This window comes from Methanothermobacter sp., assembly GCA_030055615.1.
Lineage (GTDB): Archaea > Methanobacteriota > Methanobacteria > Methanobacteriales > DSM-23052 > Methanothermobacter_A.
Genome location: JASFYN010000003.1, coordinates 52,042 through 75,209 on the forward strand (window position 1 = coordinate 52,042; position 23,168 = coordinate 75,209).

Annotated in this window: 26 protein-coding genes; 18 read left to right on the forward strand and 8 right to left on the reverse strand. The window is 39.8% G+C overall.

The features are described 5' to 3' along the window. The first annotated feature begins 193 nt into the window (after positions 1–193). The 9 genes from nikR to QFX38_05920 are packed head-to-tail and all read left to right on the forward strand — an operon-like array spanning position 194 to position 7,514. Entirely contained in the window at positions 194–616 is a 423-nt protein-coding gene (gene nikR / locus QFX38_05880; GenBank protein MDI9624396.1) for a nickel-responsive transcriptional regulator NikR, read from the forward strand. Continuing rightward, a complete protein-coding gene (locus QFX38_05885; GenBank protein MDI9624397.1) occupies positions 613–1,386 on the forward strand; it encodes a methyltransferase domain-containing protein in 774 nt (257 codons plus the stop codon). Before nikR ends, QFX38_05885 begins: the two co-directional genes overlap by 4 nt. After that, positions 1,383–1,853, forward strand: coding sequence for a hydrogenase maturation peptidase HycI (gene hycI / locus QFX38_05890; GenBank protein MDI9624398.1), 471 nt, complete (start codon positions 1,383–1,385; stop codon positions 1,851–1,853). The genes QFX38_05885 and hycI overlap by 4 nt, the downstream gene beginning before the upstream one ends. 5 nt (positions 1,854–1,858) lie before the next feature. Then, positions 1,859–2,953, forward strand: coding sequence for an ATP-grasp domain-containing protein (locus tag QFX38_05895; GenBank protein MDI9624399.1), 1,095 nt, complete (start codon positions 1,859–1,861; stop codon positions 2,951–2,953). Further along, a complete protein-coding gene (locus QFX38_05900; protein MDI9624400.1) occupies positions 2,950–4,023 on the forward strand; it encodes a glycosyltransferase family 4 protein in 1,074 nt (357 codons plus the stop codon). The genes QFX38_05895 and QFX38_05900 overlap by 4 nt, the downstream gene beginning before the upstream one ends. An 11-nt stretch (positions 4,024–4,034) precedes the next feature. Further along, positions 4,035–5,474, forward strand: a complete 1,440-nt coding sequence (locus tag QFX38_05905) for a Mur ligase family protein (protein MDI9624401.1) — start codon at positions 4,035–4,037, stop codon at positions 5,472–5,474. Next, a complete protein-coding gene (locus tag QFX38_05910; protein MDI9624402.1) occupies positions 5,468–5,890 on the forward strand; it encodes a hypothetical protein in 423 nt (140 codons plus the stop codon). Before QFX38_05905 ends, QFX38_05910 begins: the two co-directional genes overlap by 7 nt. Continuing rightward, positions 5,887–7,143, forward strand: a complete 1,257-nt coding sequence (locus tag QFX38_05915) for a hypothetical protein (GenBank protein MDI9624403.1) — start codon at positions 5,887–5,889, stop codon at positions 7,141–7,143. The genes QFX38_05910 and QFX38_05915 overlap by 4 nt, the downstream gene beginning before the upstream one ends. A gap of 14 nt (positions 7,144–7,157) precedes the next feature. Further along, positions 7,158–7,514: a DUF356 domain-containing protein gene (locus QFX38_05920; protein ID MDI9624404.1), complete on the forward strand. Its 357-nt coding sequence runs from the start codon at positions 7,158–7,160 to the stop codon at positions 7,512–7,514. Here the strand turns inward: QFX38_05920 and QFX38_05925 are convergent. Then, on the reverse strand, positions 7,511–7,966 hold the full coding sequence (locus QFX38_05925; protein MDI9624405.1) for a multiprotein bridging factor aMBF1: 456 nt from the start codon (positions 7,964–7,966) through the stop codon (positions 7,511–7,513). The genes QFX38_05920 and QFX38_05925 overlap by 4 nt on opposite strands. 337 nt (positions 7,967–8,303) lie before the next feature. Here QFX38_05925 and QFX38_05930 point away from each other — a divergent pair, with 337 nt between their 5' ends. Then, entirely contained in the window at positions 8,304–9,536 is a 1,233-nt protein-coding gene (locus QFX38_05930; GenBank protein ID MDI9624406.1) for a proteasome-activating nucleotidase, read from the forward strand. A 69-nt stretch (positions 9,537–9,605) separates the two neighbouring features. On the opposite strand, the gene QFX38_05935 is transcribed toward QFX38_05930, so the two are convergent. Next, positions 9,606–10,328: a UPF0280 family protein gene (locus QFX38_05935; protein ID MDI9624407.1), complete on the reverse strand. Its 723-nt coding sequence runs from the start codon at positions 10,326–10,328 to the stop codon at positions 9,606–9,608. A gap of 47 nt (positions 10,329–10,375) precedes the next feature. Here QFX38_05935 and QFX38_05940 point away from each other — a divergent pair, with 47 nt between their 5' ends. The 5 genes from QFX38_05940 to cgi121 are packed head-to-tail and all read left to right on the forward strand — an operon-like array spanning position 10,376 to position 15,101. Continuing rightward, complete coding sequence (locus QFX38_05940) at positions 10,376–10,969, forward strand: PH domain-containing protein (protein MDI9624408.1); 594 nt, start codon at positions 10,376–10,378, stop codon at positions 10,967–10,969. A 31-nt stretch (positions 10,970–11,000) separates the two neighbouring features. After that, entirely contained in the window at positions 11,001–12,137 is a 1,137-nt protein-coding gene (locus QFX38_05945) for a geranylgeranyl reductase family protein (protein MDI9624409.1), read from the forward strand. Then, positions 12,128–13,162, forward strand: coding sequence for a TIGR01177 family methyltransferase (locus tag QFX38_05950; GenBank protein ID MDI9624410.1), 1,035 nt, complete (start codon positions 12,128–12,130; stop codon positions 13,160–13,162). Before QFX38_05945 ends, QFX38_05950 begins: the two co-directional genes overlap by 10 nt. Then, positions 13,153–14,637: a 2-isopropylmalate synthase gene (locus tag QFX38_05955; protein ID MDI9624411.1), complete on the forward strand. Its 1,485-nt coding sequence runs from the start codon at positions 13,153–13,155 to the stop codon at positions 14,635–14,637. The genes QFX38_05950 and QFX38_05955 overlap by 10 nt, the downstream gene beginning before the upstream one ends. Then, on the forward strand, positions 14,634–15,101 hold the full coding sequence (cgi121, locus tag QFX38_05960; protein ID MDI9624412.1) for a KEOPS complex subunit Cgi121: 468 nt from the start codon (positions 14,634–14,636) through the stop codon (positions 15,099–15,101). Before QFX38_05955 ends, cgi121 begins: the two co-directional genes overlap by 4 nt. Here the strand turns inward: cgi121 and QFX38_05965 are convergent. Together QFX38_05965 and QFX38_05970 are read right to left on the reverse strand one after the other, a co-directional pair. After that, positions 15,085–16,050, reverse strand: coding sequence for a DegT/DnrJ/EryC1/StrS family aminotransferase (locus QFX38_05965; GenBank protein MDI9624413.1), 966 nt, complete (start codon positions 16,048–16,050; stop codon positions 15,085–15,087). The genes cgi121 and QFX38_05965 overlap by 17 nt on opposite strands. Beyond that, complete coding sequence (locus QFX38_05970; protein ID MDI9624414.1) at positions 16,034–17,236, reverse strand: Nre family DNA repair protein; 1,203 nt, start codon at positions 17,234–17,236, stop codon at positions 16,034–16,036. The genes QFX38_05965 and QFX38_05970 overlap by 17 nt, the downstream gene beginning before the upstream one ends. 42 nt (positions 17,237–17,278) lie before the next feature. Between QFX38_05970 and QFX38_05975 the strand changes: the two genes are divergently transcribed. Beyond that, the gene (locus QFX38_05975) at positions 17,279–17,716 is read left to right on the forward strand and encodes a GAF domain-containing protein (protein MDI9624415.1); all 438 of its coding nucleotides are present in this window, start codon (positions 17,279–17,281) and stop codon (positions 17,714–17,716) included. A 10-nt stretch (positions 17,717–17,726) separates the two neighbouring features. Here the strand turns inward: QFX38_05975 and QFX38_05980 are convergent, their stop codons facing one another. The 4 genes from QFX38_05980 to QFX38_05995 form a co-directional block, all read right to left on the reverse strand. Next, entirely contained in the window at positions 17,727–18,095 is a 369-nt protein-coding gene (locus QFX38_05980; GenBank protein ID MDI9624416.1) for a DUF5402 family protein, read from the reverse strand. After that, a complete protein-coding gene (locus QFX38_05985; GenBank protein ID MDI9624417.1) occupies positions 18,095–19,090 on the reverse strand; it encodes a peptidase U32 family protein in 996 nt (331 codons plus the stop codon). Before QFX38_05985 ends, QFX38_05980 begins: the two co-directional genes overlap by 1 nt. 63 nt (positions 19,091–19,153) lie before the next feature. Beyond that, positions 19,154–20,080 (reverse strand): glutamine-hydrolyzing GMP synthase, encoded by a 927-nt coding sequence (guaA, locus tag QFX38_05990; GenBank protein ID MDI9624418.1) that lies wholly within the window; start codon positions 20,078–20,080, stop codon positions 19,154–19,156. Beyond that, a complete protein-coding gene (locus QFX38_05995) occupies positions 20,080–20,640 on the reverse strand; it encodes a GMP synthase subunit A (GenBank protein ID MDI9624419.1) in 561 nt (186 codons plus the stop codon). The genes guaA and QFX38_05995 overlap by 1 nt, the downstream gene beginning before the upstream one ends. Before the next feature lie 204 nt (positions 20,641–20,844). Between QFX38_05995 and trm14 the strand changes: the two genes are divergently transcribed. After that, the gene (gene trm14 / locus QFX38_06000) at positions 20,845–21,930 is read left to right on the forward strand and encodes a tRNA (guanine(6)-N2)-methyltransferase (GenBank protein MDI9624420.1); all 1,086 of its coding nucleotides are present in this window, start codon (positions 20,845–20,847) and stop codon (positions 21,928–21,930) included. Further along, on the forward strand, positions 21,921–23,168 hold the full coding sequence (locus tag QFX38_06005; protein ID MDI9624421.1) for a methanogen output domain 1-containing protein: 1,248 nt from the start codon (positions 21,921–21,923) through the stop codon (positions 23,166–23,168). Before trm14 ends, QFX38_06005 begins: the two co-directional genes overlap by 10 nt.

Consider the following 23,168-nt stretch of genomic DNA (forward strand, 5'->3'; position numbering starts at 1 on the left):
ATTTTACCTAGATCTACTAGCTTGTTATCCCCTCCTAATGTGAGAACCCCATAATCTGATCCTAAATATTAGCCAGTAGTTAATCAATTATTTTATGGGATTGATAAATTTTGTGTGTCAATCAAAGCTTTAAATATTATGTTAGATTATTAATATAATATCTTAATATGAATTGGAGGAGGGGGTAATAGCTATGATGCGTATAAGCATGTCATTGCCCAAAGATTTGCTTAATGAGTTTGATGAGGTATTACGTGATAGGGGCTACCAATCAAGGTCTAAAGGTATAAGGGATGCTATAAAAGATTATATAGTCCGTTATCAGTGGATGAAAGAGATGGAAGGAGAGAGGGTGGGTGTAATCGCGGTAATTTATGACCACCACTATACTGGTGTCATGGAGGATCTTGCAGACATACAACATGCTTACCGTGAATATATAAGTGCTGTTATGCATGTGCACATGACAGAAAGACACTGCCTTGAAGTTATAGTAGTCAAGGGAGATGTTGAAAAAATCCGTGAACTCACAGAGAAGATGATGAGGCTTAAGGGCGTTGAACATGTGAGACTCATAAGCACATCCACTGGCAAGGATATAGAACACGAAAAATGAGATTCTTTGTAACAGCGTACCACCACAATCTCCTAAAAGATTATGAAAGACTTTCAATTTTTTATGAGGCTATAAGAGAACATGCTTGTGGTATAGTCTATGATATAGGTGCCGGGAGCGGGATCTTATCCTACTTCGCGGCACCATATTCTAAAACTGTTTTTGCAATAGAAAAAGATGAAAAAATAGCATCATATGCCTCTAGGAACCTTAAGGGCATCCCTAACGTGAAAGTAGTTAATGAGGATGCCTTCTCATACGATTTCCCCCACCAAGCCGATACAATAATCTGCGAAATGCTAGACACAGCCCTCATAGACGAAGAACAAGTACCCATAGTAAACAAGTGCCTGAAACACTTGAAAAAAGATGGGCGAATAATACCCTACGGCGTCATCAACGGGGCCGAAGCGATAGAAATGGACTCAGAGATTATCAGATACGACGAAAACTACAAATACAAGACCAAGGGGGGGCTAACAATCTATGATATCATAAAATTCAACAAAAGAATAAACGAAAAATTTAAAAAAACATTCAAAATCCCAGCAAATGGCAGAACCAACGGATTAAAAATAACCACATTCACACTATTGGCAGAAAACATCATCGCAGGCCCAACCCAGATGATGAACCCACCACTACTTATACCCATAGAAGAAATCAAAGAAGAAAATTACATGATAAAAGTCACCTTATCCTATAAAATGGGAGGAGGACTCAACACAATAAAAGCCAAAATCAAAGACATAGAGGACAGGAAAACATGACACTAAAAAAAGAACTTGAAAAATTCCTCAAAGACCATGAGAAAATCCTCATCCTCACCGTTGGAAACGAACTAAGGGGAGATGATGGACTAGGACCCGCCATCGCAAAAAAACTTTCAAAAAATAAAAATCTTATAATCATAGATGGTGGCACAGTACCCGAAAACTTCACAGGGAAAATCAAAAAAGAAGATCCAAGCCATATCATAATCATAGATGCGGTAGAAATGGGAGCCCAACCAGGCACTATAAAAATTATAGAAAAGGATAAAATAGCCAATTACAATATATCAACCCATACCATGCCATTATCATTCCTCATAGAATACCTCCAAACCCATAAGGATTACAAGATCACCCTAATCGGGATACAACCCAAAAAATTAGACTTCTCCACCAAAATATCAGAGCCCGTAAAAGAATCCATGGAAAAACTCATCTCAATCCTCGAAGAAACAATCCAGTGATAATAATGAAAATACTCTTTATTGGCGCGCGCCTATTCAATGACGTGGCAGATTATGCAAAAAAGATGGGAATAACTACAATACTCACAGAATCCAACCCAAAAGCCCCAAACTTGAACCTAGCAGACAAATTCTACATAGTACCCAGGGGCATGGAAACACCCACAAAAATAGCCATACAAGAAGACGTAGACGCGATAGTACCCCTCATAGGTGTGGATCCACCACTAATCGAAGTCGCGAAAATGAAAGAAAAACTAGAAAAAGAATATAACATACCAGTAATAGCATCAAACACAAAAACCACCATAATATCCACCAATAAGATCAAAACAAAAGAATTCTTCAAAAAAAACAATATAAAAACCCCAAAATATCACATAATAAAGGATAAAATCCCAGAAACAAGCTACCCCACAGTCCTCAAACAAGAAAAAGGACAAGGCGGCCAAAATCTGCTAATAGCAAAGGATAAAGAAAGTGTAAAATCTTACCTCAAAATCTATAAAAAAGCCATAATGGAAGAATATATCAACGGCCATGAAATCTCAGTAGAAGTCCTAAGATGGGATGACAAATCATTCCCCATTGTAGTAGTGGACAAAGGCAAAACCACAACAAAAGGAATACACCCACTCCAAAAAGTGAAAAAAGCCCCAGCAAAAATCCCAGGATTAGACAATAAAAAAGTGCTAAGATTAGCCCAGAAGATAACAGAGAAACTCCAAGCAGAAGGGAACACAGACATCGACATGATATTCCAACCAGAAACCCAAGAAATATATACGATCGAAGTTAACACAAGGCCAAGCGGTACAAGATATTTATCAGCCGCCTCAACAGGAATCCACCCCCTAGAACAGCTTGTTAACATGGCAATGGGCGAATGGAAACCAAAAAAGCTCACCCGCAAAAAATTTCACGCACTAGAAATACCAGTAGGAAAACTTGAATATGATAACCCCCCAAAAGCCTTCAAAGGTGAAAATTCATGGATAATTCACGGCCCAAAAGGTCATAAGAGGATAACCATAAGATCCACCAATGAAAAGAAAACCAGAGAAATCCTCAAAAAATTAAATATAAGGTTGATAAAATGAGCCCAAAACTCATGGAAACCTTCATCAGCACAATAATACTTTCGATAATATTCACATTTTTTGTGAAGAAAACATTAAAGGAAGCCCAGATCACCGACAAGCCAATTGTCACAGAACATAAACATAAAACAGGAACGCCCACCATGGGCGGATTAGGGATACTACTAGCCATAATATCCATAACAATCCCATTAAAAAATAACCTAAACCTCATCATAACAACCCTCATAATAATGGTATCAGCCATCATAGGCTTACTTGATGACTTACTCGGCCTAAGAACCAAAGAAGTCCAAAAGATCATAAAGAACATTTCTAATAGGCCAGTAGAGATAGGTCGACTCATACTAAAACCTGGTGAAGAAGCTAGAGTCGCAACACCAAAAGCAAAAGCCGACTTTAAAAGACTCCAAGGGAAGAACCTTATATCAGTGGTAGGGGAAGCTCCCATCAAATATGAGATCAGAGAAAGAGATAAAATAATCGTACAATCTCTACCAGGGATTTTGCTTGTGCTTTCAGGTGCTGTAACCAGCCTTGGAGGATTCCACCTTGGAATATTCTTGATACCCATCGTAGTCTTTGGTATGATAGGGGCTATAAATGCTGTTAATCTTATAGATGGGATGGATGGTATGGCAGCCGGTATAATGGCCATAGCATCCACTTCTTGTGCAATATTCCTATATTTAGATTCAAGGCCCATGGAAGCGATGCCATTTATTGTACTTGCAGGTTCAAGTTTGGGCTTTTTAGTATTCAACAGGTACCCTGCATCCATATTTATGGGTGATACAGGATCATTCGCCCTTGGAGGAGGATATGCGGCTGCCGTAATCTTAACAGACATAGTATACTTTGGTGTTTTGGCTTTAACGGTTCCTATTGTATCTGTTATAATAAGTTTGCTTCATAGGGCCCATATAATAAGGCTACCAGTGGAACCATTACATCACACACTCCATTATAAAGGCTTATCCGAGAAAAATATAGTACTATTATATTGGCTTGTAACATTGATCATATGTGCCATTGGCTTATATTTCAGGGGGATGTTCCCAACAGGTTAAGAGCGGATAATATGGTGCTCTCCCTTAAGCTGATAGCAGATAAAATCCAAGGAGAACTTAAAGGCCCCAATAGGAGATTTGATGGTATCTTCACCACATTAGGCAATGCCAGTGAAGGCGACATTGTCATAAGACATTGGATCGATGATAACGGTGTAAGAATAGGCTTAGAAAAGGATGTTTGTGCTATCATAACAACAGATCCTCGTAGAGGGGCTCTTAAATATGCCAAGGATTCTGGGATTCCCATAATTTTAGTTAATAGGATAGAATTGGCCAATGCATTCGCTCTCAGTTGGACTATTAAAAAGTTCGCCCCAGATACGAGAAGGATTGTAGTCACGGGAACTAATGGTAAATCTACAACTACACATATGATATACCACATACTAAAAAGTTCAGGGAGGGAAGCTTATACTAATACTGATTCAAAATCGGAATTTAACACTCTCATAGACCCTGTTGTCCCAGCCCAGATAGCCAAAGAAGCCAAGAAGAGAGAACTCGAATATTTAGTAATAGAAGTTTCAGAGGTTCAAGGATGGCTTGATAGGGTAATGAAGGATCATGCATATCTTATGACACGTGCAATAGACCCTGAGGTTGTTGTGATCACGAATGTGGCCCTCGATCATATAGGATTGGTGAATTCTATAGAAGAAGCCTATTGGGAGGTTTCAGGGGCTGTGAGGGCTATGAATAAGGGTATAGCAGTTCTAAATTATGAGGATGAACGTGTGAGGTTAATGGCCGATTTGAATAAAAAAGTTGAAAGTTTTTTTTATGGTACCGGGTCATCATTGTCCTATAGAGAAGATGGTATTTATATTGATGATAGACTATTACTTTTAAAAGATCATATGCCCTTCAGGAGCAGCCATTTTATACAGAACACCCTCGCAGCTATAGCGGCGTGTATTTCACTTAAATTACCAATAGAGGATATAAAAGCTGGAGTATCATCATACAAGCCCTTAGATAGGAGGTTTTCGATTATACATGAGGATCCTCTTATCATTGATGATTTCGCCCATAACCCTGATGGGATAAAAGCAACAATAGAAAGTGCAGCTGCTATTGATGGGAGATTATGGATAGTATGCGCCATAAGAGGCTCCCGTGGAAAAGAGATTAACATTGCAAATGCAAGGGCCCTTGCAAAAACAATAAAAAATATAGACTATAAGCTCATAGTTACTGATAGTTGTGACGTGGTAGACGATCTCAACATAGTAAAAGATCATGAAAGACAAGCCTTCCTTAGAGTCCTCAAGGAACACGGGATAAAATACACACATCAAAAAAAACTTGAAGATGCACTTAAGGAAGTGTTAAATAAAGCTTCGAAGGATGATATAATATTACTGATAGGCGCCCAGGGCATGGACCCAGCATCAACATTACTTAAAAGAATCTTGAAAAAAAGGGTGGGAGTGACAAATCAATGCTAATACAGGTCAGAAGGGATACTCTGCTCATATTACTAGTAGCATATATCCTTATCGTTTCAGGCAGATTAATGACATACATTTCATATGCATCATCAACAGCCGAACCAGAAGGCGTGCCTATTTCAGGAATCATAGTCAAAGGAAATGACATAGTACCCATAGAATCCATAAGGACGAATGTTGCAGCTGCTGGTTTCAGACAAGGAAGTTATATTAAAGGTGATATTCTAGTAACATCCAAAAGGAGCATACCATTAAACGAGGCCATATCAAATGCAGAGGAATTCGCTAAATTATCAACAATTCCAGGGACTAGCCTCACCCCTATTGTAGCCGCGGATGTTAAAGTAGATAAAAAGACGGGTATAGTAACCGTGAATGTTATCGAAGACTTTTCAGTGGTGAAAGTAAGATGAAGGGAAGAATTCTCAAATTCCTTGGGATATTCCTAATCTTTAATATCCTAATGGGGAGTTCAGCCGCAACACTAAATGTTATAGTAGTCACAGACCCCATTGGAAAGGATCCTAACGGATTTGCAGGGGGTAGTATGTCCTTTGCACAGAACATGTTCCAATCAACCTTCATATTATCCAAGGAAAATCATTTCACAGTCCTTTCCGGTGGTGAAGGCGAGGCCATTCCCCGTCTCATGGCAATCGTAGACGCTATAAATATCCTTAAGAATGGTGGAACCGCTGAAGAGGCCGCTTCGGCCGCGAGCAATTACCCTGGTATAAGGATAATGTGTGGAGGTCCTGGTAGAGGGGCGGCTGTTGGAGGATCCTTCGACGCTTATGTTGTCGTTGTAGAAGATGATGGTACCGTCACAGTAACCCCACATTCTGGTGGGTTAGCTGTCCTGCCACCAGGAAAAAAGGGTGCTATAATCCACCTTAGGAACACCCATGGTAATCCAAAGTATGGTACGGCCGCGGCTGTCAGGAAAGATGTGGCGATAAAAATTGGTAAGATGATACGTGACGGGTATCCTGCTACAGTGATAGTCTCTGAAGTTTTTAAGGATGTTGCAATTAATGCTGGTGAAAAGTATGGTGGTGGTGCTGTTAATGTGGCATCTGGAGTGTCTACAGGTGATATGTTCACACCAGCTAATTTGAATGAAACAGGTTATCCAATGGATCAACCCTATGCAAAGGTTTGTCCGCATTGTGGTTGGAGCGCAGGTTATCCTACTGCAGAGAATTATCAGATTTGTCCATTGGATGGAACACCCCTTAAAACAATATATGCCTATGATGCCCTACGGGATGCTATAACGGTCACCGAGAGTACCGTTTCTGTTTCGGTATATGGTAGTGATGAAGCTGGGGTTATACAGACGACCCAGGAGATAGTTAAGGCTACAGTTAAAGAGAAAGGTTATAGTGAAGAGGCCATAGCTAAGGCCATAAATGATGCTATAAATAGTGGTCTTATCATAGGCGTTAATTATGTGGAACCAAAGGATATAAATGTGAAGCCTGGTTCAAAGGCCGTGGGAGTCTATTACACTCCCCTACCAGATCAGAGGACATCACCGCCAATGGATCTCCCACTAAGTTCTGGCTTCTTTGAAATATTGGGGGATATACAAACGGCACTTGGATGCGTTCTTTTAATCCTCTTATTATTCAGGAGCACCCTCATAAGCTCATTTAGAAGATAGGGAAAGTTGATGAGATGGCTTTAATACTCTTAAGGGCTGATAGTAGAAAAAAGTTGCTTAATGCATTAGCAGATCTTGAAAGGCACGCCAATTTGAAAATAAAAGGTAACCCACGCCTAGTAGATAATAAAATGGCGGATGAGATAGTATCATCAATCCTTGGGGGGAAAGTGAGAAGGAAGTCTTCTGTTGCTGTGGCAGTTAATGTTGAGGAGGATGACACAACCTCCATACTGAGGACAAAGGAGATACACCCACCAGCCCATGTGATAATTGTAAGCAAGGAATACCCTGAGAATAGACTTTTAAGGGAGCTTATAAGAGAAGCCCCCATATTTAAGGGATACTATTCCCACAAAAGAAAAGTTTAACGTTTCTTTATCCTAGCTATATCACCGATGGTAGCCCCCCTGAATGATCCTCTCCTAGCTTCTGGAATCTCTTCCTCCTCGAATTTTTCTAATATCCGAATATTAAGGGTTTTCTCAAACTTTTTCGCAAGTTTTATATCTGGTTCCATCCTACCAGCTTCTATCCGATGAATCACAGACACTTTCTCATTCATCTTCTTGGCAAGATCCTCCCTTGACCAGCCTCTCCTCTCCCTTGCATCCCTTATAATCTTATTATAATCCTCAAGAACCTCATATACCGGTTCCATGGGCCTGGTGATCTTCTTTCTAAGAATCCTCTTGGGCTTTTTTGGTTGTCTTTGCACCTTGCCAAACTTTGAACAATCAATGCACACATCCATTACCGAACCTTCAATTTTCACCCTAATGGGCCTGCCTGGAATCTTCCTACCGCAAATCTCACATCTCATAGAAGATCTCCTCAATTATAATATTAGATCAGAATATTTAATTATTTTATATTGGATCTCTCTTTTTTTATATAGGAAAAAAGTTTATATACTTTTTATAAAAATAATTATAATCAGATAAAAAGGAAAATTGTGGAAGGAGGCTGTAATAACTGCTTGCAGGATAATTTTCCATCAAAGATAGAAGTGTGAGATTTGCGAGGGTCCTAAAGGCCCTATGGAAAGATAAACCCACACGGGTGAGAATACTATAATTCTCAACTAGGAAATCCCCCACACAATATGGGGGAAATCTAATTGATGTTAAAAAAAATTTGGATAGGAGTGTTCTAGAATCATGGAAAATAATCCACTCTACCTTTTTAAAAAAATTGAAGAATTAAAAAAGGAGATAAGAACCCTTAAAGAGGAAAATGCCAAGATAAAGAGAAAGTTAACATGGAAGATTAAAAAACTCGAAAAGGATAAACTCCTAATCGAAAATGAAAAACTAAGATTAGACAGGGAGGTTAAATCTCTCAGAGGAGAGATAGAAAGGTTCAGAACACCACCACTAGTTATAGCCACGGTCACCGAGGTTCTAGACGATCACAGAGTGGCCGTGAAGAGTAGTACTGGCCCCCATTTCGTTATAACCTACTCAAAGTTCATAGACAAAAAATTATTAGAACCAGGGGCAAGAGTAGCCCTAAACCAGCAAACATTCAGCATAGTTGATGTGTTACCATCCGAGAAAGACCCAATAGTCACAGGCATGGAAGTTGAAGAAAGACCAGACGTAACATACGAACAGATAGGAGGCCTAGCAGAACAAATAAGAGAAGTCAGAGAAACAGTAGAATTACCATTGAGCAAACCAGAACTCTTCGAAAAGATAGGTATTGAACCACCAAAGGGTGTTCTACTCTACGGTCCCCCAGGAACTGGTAAAACCCTACTTGCAAAGGCTGTTGCCCATGAAACACATGCAACATTCATAAAGATAGTTGCATCAGAATTCGTCCGAAAATACATCGGCGAAGGTGCAAGGATAGTCAGGGGAGTATTCGAATTAGCCAAGGAGAAATCCCCAAGTATAATATTCATCGACGAAATCGATGCTGTCGCAGCGAAAAGACTTAAAAGTTCAACAAGTGGGGACAGGGAAGTTCAAAGAACCTTAATGCAACTATTAGCAGAACTCGATGGTTTCGAATCAAGAGGTGATGTGGGTATAGTCGCTGCAACAAACAGGCCAGACATCCTAGACCCCGCCTTGCTAAGGCCTGGAAGATTCGACAGGTTCATAGAGGTGCCATTACCAAACGAGGAAGGACGCAAGGAAATCCTCAAGATTCATACTGCTAACATGTCATTAGCAGATGATGTTGACATAAACCTCATCGCAAGGATGACAGATGGAGCTTCAGGCGCCGATTTAAAGGCAATATGCACAGAAGCTGGTATGTTCGCAATCAGGGAAGAAAGAGAAGAAGTTACAATGAACGACTTCTTAAATGCCGTGGATAAGATAACTGGAATCGAAAAAGAGGAAGACTTCAGAAGAGAAGCCGGGGTAATGTTCGGCTAAAAGCAGATGTTTAGCCTATGATGAACCCTATGAGCTCTGAAGAGATGATGAATGATGGGCGATCTGAGGCTAAACATCCCATAACTCTCCTATTGTCACTTTCTTATCCGTTTTCACCAACTTTGGTATTCTCCCTATCATACCAGCATTTTCCCCGACAACCACTAGAACCCCCTGGAAATAATCCCTGAAATCTTCAGCTTTCTCCAAAGCATTTTCCACAGCCTCATAGTCCTTATTGCCATTAGCTGCGTTGGCGATTGACGTTGCAAGCGCATCAGCTACACTAGCCTTAGGAGCGAATACCGTCACTGCATCAGCCCGGCCAAAACTTATAGAATGTCCGATGGTACCTGAGGATGTGCAAACGCCCCTGGGTTTTCGATTAGCCCTCAACTGAAATCCTATTTCCCCAGAAAGGGGCGAATCACCAGCATATAATCCAATGTTAACCTTCCTATCATTTATAATGGCTATATCCCCGCCATTATCGATTATACTATACCTCGAACCTTTATCCATAAGATAGTAAAGTGATAATTCAGAGATGGTCCCTGCAACCGCAGCCATAGGACCCACACCCCCAATTAGGCCTGCTTTCAACATCATCTTAACTATAAGGGGTCCTTCATCAATAGATAATGGTTCAAGGGATGTGAGAAAATAAGGTCTACGCCTTATATAATCTTCAAGGAGAAACCTCTCCTTTAATATGAAACCCGGGAGGCCATGATCCTCTATGTCAGTGATTAATTTTATCCTTGTCTCCTTAATCCTTATATTCTCCTTCATCGAAAATACTATAATAGTTTCTAATTATTTATAATTTGGTGATTATTATGAAACCTGGTGAAAAGATAATTTATAGTACTCACCCTCGCCTATTCCTTTATTCAAGTTCCATAATCTTAAACCTTATAGTAGTTGTGATATTATTCTATATTCTGCCATTTGCCATGGAGGCCACTGCAAGACTTGAATATTCTATAGCATCTGCTGTTAGGTTGCCACTTGTCCAAATAGTAACATGGATATTCCTAATCATTATATTAGCACTGATCATAAAGTCGATAATAGATCTCATATCCTGGAGGTTTACAAAGTACATTTTAACTGACCAGCGAGTAATCATAGAAAAGGGCCTAATACACAAGGAAATGTCCTACATATACTATGATAAGATAGTGGATGTAGTATTCTCCCAGAGTCTATTAGAACGTTTAGTATCCGCTGGGGATATTCAAATATTCGGAGGCCATGAACACACTCCTATAATTTTGAAAAATGTTCCTAACCCAGGGAGGATAGATAAGTTAATAAACCAGTTAATTTCAGGAGATTATGAAATATCCAAGGTTGCGAGAGATGATAAGCCTCCAGGTGAGGGGTCAGTGATCAAAAGGCATTCAAATAAATTCAAAAGATTAAGATAATTTTTTTCTATTGAGCCAGTGGAGGATATAAATGTGGGATTATGATGTCCTCGTGCTAGGAGCCGGTCCAATCGGATCCACCCTCGCAAGACTTTTAGCAGAAAAGGACCTTAAAGTCGGATTGGTTGATAAGAAGAAGATAATAGGCTTACCACTTCAATGTGCAGGTTTAGTGTCTTGGAAGATAAAAAAAGTTAACATACTACCAGATGAGTTTATAATAAACAAGATAAAAGGCGCCATTATACATTCACCATCAAATCATATTCTGAAAATCTCCAAGGATGATGTGGAAGCATATGTAATTGACAGAATATCCTATGACCAGTACCTAGCAGAAGAAGCTGTCTCCAGTGGGGTTGAACTTTTAACAAACAGTAAAGTGACAGAAGTCGACTATAATCAAGGCAAAGTAACAATAAACGGGCGTGATATCCTTTCGGCTCCCATAATCGCCGATGCAATGGGATTCAAACCCGGCCAGAAAGGATTCCGTGCAAAACAATACCTCATAGAATTCCAAGATACTATAATGGATCCAGAATTCCTCGATTTGAAGATTGACGCAGATATTAGTCCAGGTTTCCTCTGGAGGATACCCCTATCAGAGACAAGGGCGAGAATAGGCTTCTTTTCAGAATCTGGAAAACCTTGGGATTTCCTAGTTAAGTTCATAAAAAGTTTTTCACACCACTTCAATATACTTGAAAGATACTCTGGTAACATACCAGCACCAGACCCCAATAAAAGATTATACAAGGGTAGATGCATCCTTATAGGGGATTCAGCAGCCCAAGTAAAACCAACCACTGGTGGGGGCTTACTATTAGGCTTCAAAGCGGCTGAAATAGCAGCTGAGACCATAGAAGAGGCCATAAACCATGAAGATCATAATATACTCAGAAAATACCATGAGAGATACCATAAAATTTATGACAAAGAAATCAGAAATCAGCTCAGAATACAGAAAACCTTCAAACTCTTAGAAAACGATGAAATAGACAATATAATCCTAAAAATAAAAGAAAAAAACCTCAAGGACATCATAATAGAATATGGTGACATGGACTATCAAACACCGTTAATACAAGAATTCCTAAAAAGAGGCCTCCTCACCTCACTGATACCCTCCTTCATCTGGAAGAAGGTGACAAGAATATGGAAATAGCCATGATACTATCAGGAGAACACAAAACACTACCTCCAAGTGAAGTCAAGAGCTTACTAGAAGCAGAAAATACAAAATACAAGATAAAATATCACAGAGACAAATTAATGATCCTCGAAATCCAAGCAGATAAAATCCCCAACCTATCTAGGCTAGCCTATACCCATGAAATATCCCAAGTCATATCTAAGACCACACTCACCAAATTTGAGAACACGATAAGATCCATACAATGGGAGAAACTGATAGAGGACAACTTCGCAGTCAGAGCAAAGAAAATAGAAAAGGCACCCATAGATTCACCAATAATAGAAAAAAAGACAGGCACAATTATAAAAAAGGGCTTCCCACACCTACAAGTAAACCTAGAAAACCCAAAAACACTAATCCGCCTGATCATAGAAAAGGATAAAATATTTATCACAAAAAGACTCTATAAAATCGACAAGAAACACTTCAACATTGCAAAGCCCCATAAAAGACCATTCTTTTATCCTGGCTCCATGAGCCCAAAACTTGCCAGGTGCATGGTCAACCTTTCAGGTGTCCGAAAAGGGGAAAGACTACTTGACCCCTTCTGCGGGACAGGGGGCATACTCATAGAAGCAGGCATAGTAGGTGCAAAGGTTATAGGTGCCGATATAGACCCCAAAATGATTAAAGGGACTGAAAAAAACCTCAAATATTATGGTATAAGAGACTATGAGCTTATAATGGCCGATGCCAGAAGTCTTAAACTTGAAAAACCAGTGAAGGCCATTGTAACAGACCCACCCTATGGAATATCCGCATCCACCCGTGGAGAAAAACAAGAAAGACTTTATAAGGAATTCCTCAAAACAGCAAAATACAACCTACAAGAAGATGGTAGAATATGCATAGCAACACCACATTACCTCCAACTAGAAAATATAACAGATGAATTCAAAATAAAAGAAAAACATGCTGTAAGAATGCATAAAAGCCTCACTAGGATAATATATACACTAGAAAAAGATTCTGGGGGTTCATATCATTGCAAGTGAAAATATTAGATACAACACTCAGAGACGGTGAACAGACACCAGGAGTTTCATTAACACCAGAAGAGAAACTTAGAATAGCATTAAGATTAGACGATCTCGGTGTTGACATAATCGAAGCAGGATCAGCCATAACATCCGAAGGCGAAAGGAAAGCCATTAAAAAGATCGTAAAAGAAGGATTAAACGCTGAGATATGTAGCTTTGCACGTGCCGTAAAATTGGATATTGATAAGGCACTAGAATGTGATGTTGACAGCATACACCTAGTAGTCCCAACATCCAAATTACACATTAAAAATAAACTCCAAAAACCCCCAAGCCAAGTAAAAGAAAACGCAATAGAATCTGTAGAATATGCTAAAGATCATGGATTAATTGTAGAATTCTCAGCTGAGGACGCCACGAGAAGTAACATGCAATTCCTAAAAGAAATATTAGAAGAGAGTATAAGTGCAGGGGCTGATAGAATCTGTGCATGCGACACTGTAGGAATCCTAACACCCGAAAGAGCCTACGAATTCTATGGCGAACTTTCAAAACTCAAAGCACCATTAAGCGTGCACTGTCACAACGATTTCGGACTTGCAGTCGCAAATTCACTTATGGGCCTAAAGGCTGGTGCAAGTGAAGTGCACGCAACCATAAATGGTATAGGTGAAAGAGCAGGTAACGCAGCCCTCGAAGAAATTGTAGTAGCCCTCTATTCACTTTATGACGTTAAAACCAACATTAATACAAAAATGTTATATGAAACCTCCAAGATGGTTGCCAGACTCACAGGAGTATACATCCAACCTAACAAGGCTATTGTCGGCGAAAATGCATTCGCCCACGAATCAGGCATACACGTCGATGGCATCCTCAAAAAAGCCGAAACATATGAACCCATAACACCCGAACTTGTGGGTCGTAAGAGAAGATTTGTAATGGGCAAACATATTGGAACCAGTGCATTAAAAGAAAAGTTAGAAGAATTCGATTTTAAAGTTGATGAAAAGCAGTTCAAACAAATATTTAAGAGAGTTAAAAGCCTAGGTGACATGGGGAAATGTGTAACAGATGTGGACCTCCAGGCAATAGCAGAAGACGTGCTAGGCATAGTTGAAGATAAAATGGTGAACCTTGAAGAGCTTACAGTAGTATCAGGTAACAAAGTGACGCCAACAGCATCAGTAAAACTAAGGATAAATGAAAAAGAGATCCTAGAGGCTGGTATAGGTGTGGGACCTGTTGACGCTGCCATAGTGGCCATAAAGAAGAGTTTAGAGGACTTCGCGGATATAAAATTGGAGGAATACCACGTAGATGCTATAACAGGGGGTACCGACGCTCTAATCGACGTGATAATAAAGCTCAGATACAAGGACAAGATAATAAGTGCAAGAAGCACACAACCAGATATTATAATGGCCAGTGTAGAAGCATTCATAAGTGGAGTTAACCGATTACTAGCAAACGAAAAAAAGGAGACATGAAAATAAAAATCCTAGGATTTAAGGGCGAAATAAGGGATATAAATGAAACCCTAACTATTTTAGAAGACGATGGTATCATACAATTAATGGATGCCAGGGCAGTAGCTGGTAAAGAGCATGTTTTACACGCCACAGCACATGCAATCAAGGCATTTAAGAGGGGAGAGAACATAGCAAATGACATAGGCTTGGAAATATGCTTAAGGACGGCAGCCACAAGACAAATAAACAAAGCCCTCGAAATGGTGGGCCTCAAAGAGGGGCCAATGGAAATATGCGCAGTCCTCATAGATTCTGATAAGTTAGATATATTATCAAAGATGTTCAAGCGAGACGACAGCGTCCTCGAACCAGATAAAGAGTACCTTAAAAAACTTTATAATCTTACAGAGAATGAAATAGAACTTGTAGGTGTTACAGGTGCTCTTATGGAGCGCACAACCCTCCTCATCCTCGAATCATAGATTCTATACAACCTATCAGATCATTAAGGTTATCTTTTGTGATTGATTCAACTTCTAAATTTTTTATTTCTACTGCCACGGCCTTCTTCTTCAACCGATCGTAACTAGGGCAGACAGTTAAAATATTTCCACCATCCACTTTTATAATTTTACGGAGTTTTCTAGCATACCCAACAGGATCCTCTGTAGGTATTATTACATTCACTCCCCTTCTTTTTGGATGATATACTCTTTCTAGCCTATTTTTAAGATATTCAGTGGCTTCAAGGAGTTTTTTAAGCGTTTGAGGTGCCTTTTTAAGTTCTTCGTTTATTGCTGCCGGTAGATAAGGGTCAACTTTCAAAATCCTTAAGATTAGACTATCCTTGAATATTTTCCAGTTAGAGGTTGCTATGAAGCCCCCACCACCAGCATTCACTATCTTAGGAGATCCTGTTGATGCTATTATAACATCATTATGCTCACTATTACATAGACGGCCAAGAGGGTCACCTATGCTCCCTGAAGCGTCTTCTACGAGAATCACACCATTCTCAGAGCATACATCATAAATTTCTTTAACCGGCTGTTCAGCTGTATAACCGGCGAAACTCGTTAAAAAGAGTGCTGCAGGCCTATTTTCCTTGATTGCGTTTTCGAGTTCTCCGGGTTCTATGATGCCCAATCGAGTTTTTAACGTTATTGTTTTTTTACCGAGGAACTTGGGGATTTGTTTGAAGCCTCTCCAACCACCTTCATCTGGTATGAGAAAAGGTGGTGGTAGATTGCTCATAACGGCTAATAAAGCGGCGTTCCCACTGTTCACGATCTTAACAATATTATGTCCGGTCAATTCAGATATTCTATTTTCAACTTCTTTTAAGACCCTGTTTGCTTTGGATGGTTCCATCGCGGCTCTGCAGAGAGCTCTTCTCGCAGCCTTTGATGGTCTTCTAAATTTGAGGTTCAAAGTCTTTTTTTCCTCCTTTATTTTTTTGAGTGAACTCTTCTAGGCTTGTCTGCCTGTCAGTTTCCTTGAGGAGATGGCTTTCCCTTATATACTCTCCCAGTTCGAGTCTTAAACGCCATCCAACATACTTTAACACGCCCTTAAGGGTGTTAAATTCTATTGGGGGTTGCTTCATGGCATTTTTCACATTCTCGCGTACATTGAACACTCCCAATGGGACGTACCCTTTGTATGCTTCCCTTAATACTATTGCACCAGCTTGTCTTTCTTCACGGTTAAGAGCGTCAAGCACAGCCATCTTCGAACTGTAATAACAGCCCCCAACCCTAGAATATTCCTTTTTCGAATCTCCAATTTCATGATCAGAGAACATAAGCTTTTCCGATCCTAGGACACCTAAGAAAACTTCTATCCACTCATATTGCCATCTTGTAGGTGTTAATATTATAATATACCTATTTTTAAAACTTTCAAATTCATAAACCCGGTAGGAATCGATAATCTCATAATTTTGGATTCTCCTGAGGAGTCTGTCTGCTATTATGCTGTCACAAGCTGTTATGGACCAACGGGTGGGTACAAGCTTGCGCCTCCTTTCAATACCAAAAGCCCCAACTGATAATCCCTTCTGTATGGAAGAGAATGGCACTCCCATCTTATATAACTCGTAGATTGCATCAGATGCTTTAAGGTCAGTATCATAATAGGCCTTTTCAAGATGACGATCCCATCTCACATTATCGGCCTGGAAGTATTCTATTGGTGCGCTAGGCCCATGTGGTGGATTTTCATCACCGAAAAATTGCACTCCACGTGGTTTATGTGAAAATAGCACTTCACTGTCAACAGGGGATTTGGCGAGTGTTATCTCTTGAAGTTTTTCCACCAATCTGTCATCAAAGTCTTTCACATGGACTCTTTGCTTTCCCCTTACAAGGTTGAGACGATATCCTATGATATCCTGGATACTTTTACCCTTTGGTATCCACTCCTCTGGCAGATCCATAAGATGAACATCATCACCATTGGAGGTTACAAGAGGTCCTGCATAAACTTTTGGATAATTATAACTTCCAATAAAAACTGATGGGGGTGTGGATCCCTCCATTTCCTTCTCAAAATTTGATGACCTCAATTTAATGTTCTTTGTAAGCTTTTCAAGGTATAAGTACTTTGATTTTATCATTAGAAAAATTTTATAGAAACCTTGTCCTAATATAATCATCGTATGAAGTCCACTAAAGAGACTATAATAGAGAAGGTGCGGGAGAAACTTAAACCTGCTTTATCCATTGAAGAGATACTAGAATTACTTTCAAATATACCATACTTTGATTGGGTTGGGATATACATTCTAGAGGGCGATGAACTCATATTAGGCCCATATAAGGGTCCCGCCACGCCACATCTCAAGATACCATTAGATATGGGGGTTTGTGGGAGAGTTGCGAGGACTGGTAGGACATCTATTGTTGATGATGTCCTTTCGGATGATGATTATCTTCAATGTAATGAAAATGTTAAATCTGAGATAGCTGTACCTATAAAAAAGGATGATAGGATCCTTGGAGTTCTTGATGTTGACAGTAACAAGCCGGCTGCCTTTGATGAACTTGATAGGAACTTGCTTGAAGAGGTTGCATTAATAGTCTCAAGGCTCCTCTAATTTGGAGGTTTTAACCTTTGAGGACTATTATGTCTGGGCGTGAGACTATACTTCCAAGTTCTCTTTTGCATCTTCCACAGAATCTTCTGGCGGTTATGCCAACTACCATATAACTTCCTGGGAAGTTCCTCGCATATATCATGTCCACTTTAAGGCCCAACTTTCCGAGGACATCCTTTAAGGTTTTTGTTATTTTCTTGTGGAATACTTCTGCTTCTTCTGTTTCAAGGCCTCTGAGGTCTGCGAGCAATCCTCTGCAACCACATGCCATGTTAAATATTTTAACCTCGGGGACAAATATTGCCCTCCCACTCAAATCCTGGAGTGTGTCTTCAATTCTATCTCGCGCATAGGACAGCTCCTTCAAAGTTTTGTTCATTATAAATCCCTTCTCTTAAGGATTAATTCCTCTGCGAGGTTTTCACAAAAATTACATTTATGGCATAATTTTTTGCAAGTTTTCCATTGTCTTATGGCACCCTCAAGTTTCTCATTTGGTATGTAGAAGTGATCCCTTAATTCGTTTGGACAATCCAACAATTCTAAGAGGTTGCCATTGTGATGTCCTTGGATGTAACTTTTCATGGTATCTATTATCCATTGTGTGGTGTTTGCTCTTCCCGAAATTTTTATCATGTCGATGCCTATCTTCTCATATTCAGGGATATCTTCTGGTCTTATCCAAGGTGACCTTATTATGAGGGTAGGTTCTCTGACCCGCAGTGAAATACACTTTTCAAAATAATAGTCTCCCATGATGGCAATTTGGGGTGAAGCAGTAATATGTGAGAATAAGTTGAAGTGTGAGTAACGGAATGGGCACTTGTAGAGGCATGCTTCATTGGCTATGAGTTTGAGTTTACAATCTGTAGCTTCTCTTATAGCCTCTAATAAGTTGAAGTGTCTGTTTATGTTCGTGTCAACTGTTATCTCATCAGCTCCTAAATCTTCGAAGAATTTGGCCCTTTGGGGTGAATCTACGTGGGCTATGCATGATACCCCAACTTTTAGACCTTGTAAGTCCTTTGATATCATCTCCACCAAGTAAGGGTCTGAGACTATGACCATGTCCACGTTTATTGTCTCTAATTCTTCTAAGTACTTTCTGAATATGTTATAACCATTGGAAGTTAAATGTTGTCCTGATAGGCAGGAAGAGTTTAATATAAGTTTGAATTTGATGTTGTGTCGATGCGCATAGGATACTTGCCTTCCAATATCTTCTAGTAAAGGTGAATGTAGTGTTGCCCGGCCACTGCCCATGTACTCAGATGGGCCTGCCATGTAAACCTCGTCTATGCTTCCTTTCAATTCTTTTATGATCTGTTTGAGGGATTCTGTGTCTCCTGGTAGTGGGGTGCTAAACTCCATCATTGATTATCATATGTTACCATCATAAATATAATAATTATGATAATAAAAAAAGGAGAGTTATTATTATGCGAATTCTATGGTGCTTGGTGGCTTATCACTCACTGAGAGGGCTACATGTGTCACTTCGGGTATCTCAGAAGTTATGCGCTTGGATATCCTTCTTATAAGATCCCATGGTAATTCGGGCACCCTTGCTGTCATGGCATCTATTGACTCCACCATCCTTAAAACTACAAGATAGCCAAAATCTCTCATATCACCTTTCACGCCTGTGGCCATTGTATCAGTGAGTACCGCGAAGTATTGCCATAACCTTTCATCTAATCCCGCGCCTATTATTTCCTCCTCTACTATAGCATTAGCCTTTCTACATATCCTAATCTTCTCGGGGGTTATCTCACCTATTATCCTAACCGCAAGACCAGGACCGGGGAATGGCTGTCTCTTGACTATCTTATCAGGCAGTCCAAGTTCTTTGGCGAGGATGCGGACTTCATCCTTGTAAAGTTCCCTTAAAGGTTCGACTATCTTCAGGACTAGTCCATGTGGTAGGGTCACGTTATGATGCGATTTGATCTTCCCCTCACTTTCAATCCAATCAGGAGCTATGGTCCCCTGTACAAGGTACTCCGCGCCTACTTCTTCAGCAACCTCTTCAAAAACTTCTATGAACACTCTCCCAATTATCCTGCGCTTTTCTTCCGGGTCGGTAACTCCTCTGAGCTCTTCTAAGAATCTTTCTGATGCGTCGATGAAACGTAAATTAAGGCGACTACTAAAGGTTTCCTTAACATAATCTACTTCACCCTCTCTTAGGAGGCCATGATCAACAAATACTGCTACTAGCCTATCCCCTATAGCTTTACTGGCGAGTACTGATGCAACTGAACTGTCAACACCCCCAGATAATGCTATTATAGCCTTACCATCACCTACACGTTCTCTTATACCCTTTACTGCTTTTTTTATGAAATCTGATGGTTCGAACATTATTCCACACCCTTGCATACCTTATAGAAGTTCTCGAATATCCTAGGACCCTCTGGTGTGTGATAGACCTCAGGATGAAACTGCACACCATAAAGTGGCCTTCTAACATGTTTCATGGCTTCTATCTCACATATACTCGATCTTGCAAGGACCTTAAAGTCCTCGGGTAAAACCTTAACTTCATCCTTGTGCGAAGCCCATACACTCATATATGGTCCAAGGCCCTTGAATATATCATCCTCGTCTAATATTTCTATTTCTATCTGGGCATATTCCTCGGCTTCTGCACTACCAACACTACCATTAAATGCCAAAGCCATCAGCTGATGTCCAAGGCATATGCCAAGTATTGGCACCCTAATCTTCAATATATATTCTATGGAATTGCCAGCCTCCTCTACTGAGGGTCCCCCACCTATTATAATCCCTGTGGGTTCACACTCTAGGAGGACGTCAACTGGGATAGTATTGGGTATCATCTTAGCAGGTATATTAAGGTATCGTAGCGTCCTATGGATCCTATGATTATACTGTCCATGGTTATTCACAATGAATATCATACTCCCACCTTTGGGGAAACTATTAAATTATATAAACCCTCACATAACTATTATGGGAATACGAGATATTATATATTTGATAGTGGCAATAATACTTGCAATTATAGCCTTCTATGTCCTTATATGGTTGCTGCCAGTTATAGTGATCCTCATAATAGCATATATTATCTACATATTCCTCAAGGCAGGAGACTAAAAAAGAAGATGGAAGTATACGCCACAACACACAAAGGATTGGAAAAAATAACAGCAAAAGAAATCCAAGAACTCGGGGGTAAAATAAAAAAATATGGTAATGGCAGAGTCTATTTTAAATGCGATGAAAAGTTAATCAACAAGTTAAATTACCATGCAAGAACTTGTGAAAGGATCATACTACTACTCAAATCCGCAAAAGTCACAAAACTTGAAGATATCCACAAAGAAGTTAAAGACATTGATTTCTCATTTATAAAGCCAAATGAAAGTTTCGCTGTAAGATCCAAGAGGGTGGGCGTCCACGATTTCAACTCCATGGACATTGCAAGGGTAGCCGGTGACGCTATCATAAAAAGCTACCAATCTTCCAGGAAAAAACGCCTCAGAGTAAACCTAGATTCCCCAGATAACATAATCAGGGTTGAACTAATCCATGACCTTCTACTAGTAGGCATTGACACCACTGGGGACAAGGGCCTTCACAGGAGAGGCTACAGGGTATACCAACACCCAGCACCACTCAACCCAACAATAGCAGCCGCACTCCTCAGAATCTCCCATTGGAAGCCGAAGAAAATACTAGTAGATCCCATGTGCGGTAGTGGGACGATACTAGTCGAAGCAGCCCTCATGGGAAGCAACATCCCCCCAGGTCGCATCAAAGAGGGTGGAAAACTCCCATTCAACCATAAACTTAAAATCATAGGCATTGAAAAATTCAAGAAACACGTTAAAGGCTGCCAAAAGACACTATCAGAACTTGGGATAGACTTCATCAAAGTCATACAAGGTGACGCAGAACACTTAGACAAGTATGTTCAAGAAGCCGATTTTATCGTGACAAATCCACCATACGGTATCAGAGTCGGGAGAAAATCTATTATCAAAAAACTCTACCATAACTTCCTCAGAACCGCGAAGAACATACTCACAGAAAATGGGAGTATAACACTCCTAACACCGCAAGAAAAAATCCTGAAAAATACAGCTACAAAACTAGACTACAAATGGATTGAAATCCCAATAGTCTATGGTAATCTCCCAGTGAAAATATTCAAATTAACCCGCTTGGAGGGGAGGACTTGGCCATAAAATTGTTAGTGGTCGAGGATGAAAGTATAGTAGCCCTTGACATTAAACATAGAGCAGAATTATTAGGCTATAAGGTTGTGGGTATAGCAAGTTCAGGGGAAGAAGCCTTGAAACTTACAAAGGAAAAGAAACCAGACCTTGTACTCATGGATATAGTGCTAAAAGGAGAGATGGATGGTATAGAAGCTGCGGAGATAATAAAAAGGGACTATGATATTCCCGTAGTGTATCTCACAGCTCACTCTGATAAAGAGACCCTTGAAAGGGCAAAACTGACAGAACCATTCGGTTACCTTATAAAGCCCTTTGAAGACCGGGAACTCCACAGTGTAATCGAAGTGGCCATTTACAAGCATATGATGGATTCAAAACTTAGGATGAGCGAGAAGAGATACCGTAAATTGGCAGAATCTTCACCAGATCTGATCATGCTCTTGGACAGGAATGAAAGGATAGTGTTCCTCAATAATGCCTTTGAAAGGGTTACAGGGTTCCCCAAGAAAGAATGTTATAAGAGACATGTCAAGATCCTTGAAGAAATAGGTATTATCACCAAGGGGGAATTCGAGAAGCTCACAAATGAACTTATAAAGCCATTCAAAGACCGTCTAGATAATCCAGTACAAGTAAAAATAAAAGACAATGATGGGAAAGAACATTACCTTGAATTATATGCTTCCACAATAAAAAATGGGGAAAATTTTATACAAATCATAGGACATGATATAACAGCAAAAATGGAAGCAGATAAAAGAAGATTAAAGTTGATTAGGGAAAAAACAAGACGAGAATTATACGGGTTTCTTTTATCAGCCATCCCAATATTCGCATCAACAATCCCCCCACAGCTTAGGAATACCATAATAAAAAGTTTCGGGGATAAATTCGAAAAAAACCTCAAACCTTCATTCAATGAACACATGAAAAGAAAGGGCCTATTATCCCAGATCAAAACAGGGAAAATAGAAGACGCCAAGAAAATCTTCGAAGCCTATATATCATGGTTAGAATCATTCCTCAAAAACCTTGGAATAAAAACAAGAATAAGAAAGGAAAACCAATACAAATTCGAGTTTGTAACATTCCCATGGGATGATCATATAAATCCTATATTTTCTCTCATGTTCAGAACAATAATCATGAGAAGTTTCACATGGACAAAACTCGAGGGTAATGTAATACAAACATCCAGGAAGAAAAAACTTGAATTTGAATTCCACATAGAAGGAGGCGCTTGA

What these genes read in the sequence shown, in the direction of transcription:
- cgi121 (MDI9624412.1), top strand. Translation starts at nt 14,634, where the DNA reads ATGAAAATAAAAATCCTAGGATTTAAGGGCGAAATAAGGGATATAAAT.
- QFX38_05900 (MDI9624400.1), top strand. Translation starts at nt 2,950, where the DNA reads ATGAGCCCAAAACTCATGGAAACCTTCATCAGCACAATAATACTTTCG.
- QFX38_05895 (MDI9624399.1), top strand. Translation starts at nt 1,859, where the DNA reads ATGAAAATACTCTTTATTGGCGCGCGCCTATTCAATGACGTGGCAGAT.
- QFX38_05935 (MDI9624407.1), bottom strand. Translation starts at nt 10,328, where the DNA reads ATGAAGGAGAATATAAGGATTAAGGAGACAAGGATAAAATTAATCACT.
- QFX38_05885 (MDI9624397.1), top strand. Translation starts at nt 613, where the DNA reads ATGAGATTCTTTGTAACAGCGTACCACCACAATCTCCTAAAAGATTAT.
- guaA (MDI9624418.1), bottom strand. Translation starts at nt 20,080, where the DNA reads ATGTTCGAACCATCAGATTTCATAAAAAAAGCAGTAAAGGGTATAAGA.
- nikR (MDI9624396.1), top strand. Translation starts at nt 194, where the DNA reads ATGATGCGTATAAGCATGTCATTGCCCAAAGATTTGCTTAATGAGTTT.
- QFX38_05950 (MDI9624410.1), top strand. Translation starts at nt 12,128, where the DNA reads ATGGAAATAGCCATGATACTATCAGGAGAACACAAAACACTACCTCCA.
- QFX38_05940 (MDI9624408.1), top strand. Translation starts at nt 10,376, where the DNA reads ATGAAACCTGGTGAAAAGATAATTTATAGTACTCACCCTCGCCTATTC.
- QFX38_05915 (MDI9624403.1), top strand. Translation starts at nt 5,887, where the DNA reads ATGAAGGGAAGAATTCTCAAATTCCTTGGGATATTCCTAATCTTTAAT.
- QFX38_05975 (MDI9624415.1), top strand. Translation starts at nt 17,279, where the DNA reads ATGAAGTCCACTAAAGAGACTATAATAGAGAAGGTGCGGGAGAAACTT.
- QFX38_05910 (MDI9624402.1), top strand. Translation starts at nt 5,468, where the DNA reads ATGCTAATACAGGTCAGAAGGGATACTCTGCTCATATTACTAGTAGCA.
- QFX38_05980 (MDI9624416.1), bottom strand. Translation starts at nt 18,095, where the DNA reads ATGAACAAAACTTTGAAGGAGCTGTCCTATGCGCGAGATAGAATTGAA.
- QFX38_05905 (MDI9624401.1), top strand. Translation starts at nt 4,035, where the DNA reads ATGGTGCTCTCCCTTAAGCTGATAGCAGATAAAATCCAAGGAGAACTT.
- hycI (MDI9624398.1), top strand. Translation starts at nt 1,383, where the DNA reads ATGACACTAAAAAAAGAACTTGAAAAATTCCTCAAAGACCATGAGAAA.
- QFX38_05945 (MDI9624409.1), top strand. Translation starts at nt 11,001, where the DNA reads ATGTGGGATTATGATGTCCTCGTGCTAGGAGCCGGTCCAATCGGATCC.
- QFX38_05970 (MDI9624414.1), bottom strand. Translation starts at nt 17,236, where the DNA reads ATGATAAAATCAAAGTACTTATACCTTGAAAAGCTTACAAAGAACATT.
- QFX38_05985 (MDI9624417.1), bottom strand. Translation starts at nt 19,090, where the DNA reads ATGATGGAGTTTAGCACCCCACTACCAGGAGACACAGAATCCCTCAAA.
- QFX38_05930 (MDI9624406.1), top strand. Translation starts at nt 8,304, where the DNA reads ATGGAAAATAATCCACTCTACCTTTTTAAAAAAATTGAAGAATTAAAA.
- trm14 (MDI9624420.1), top strand. Translation starts at nt 20,845, where the DNA reads ATGGAAGTATACGCCACAACACACAAAGGATTGGAAAAAATAACAGCA.
- QFX38_05920 (MDI9624404.1), top strand. Translation starts at nt 7,158, where the DNA reads ATGGCTTTAATACTCTTAAGGGCTGATAGTAGAAAAAAGTTGCTTAAT.
- QFX38_05925 (MDI9624405.1), bottom strand. Translation starts at nt 7,966, where the DNA reads ATGAGATGTGAGATTTGCGGTAGGAAGATTCCAGGCAGGCCCATTAGG.
- QFX38_05995 (MDI9624419.1), bottom strand. Translation starts at nt 20,640, where the DNA reads ATGATATTCATTGTGAATAACCATGGACAGTATAATCATAGGATCCAT.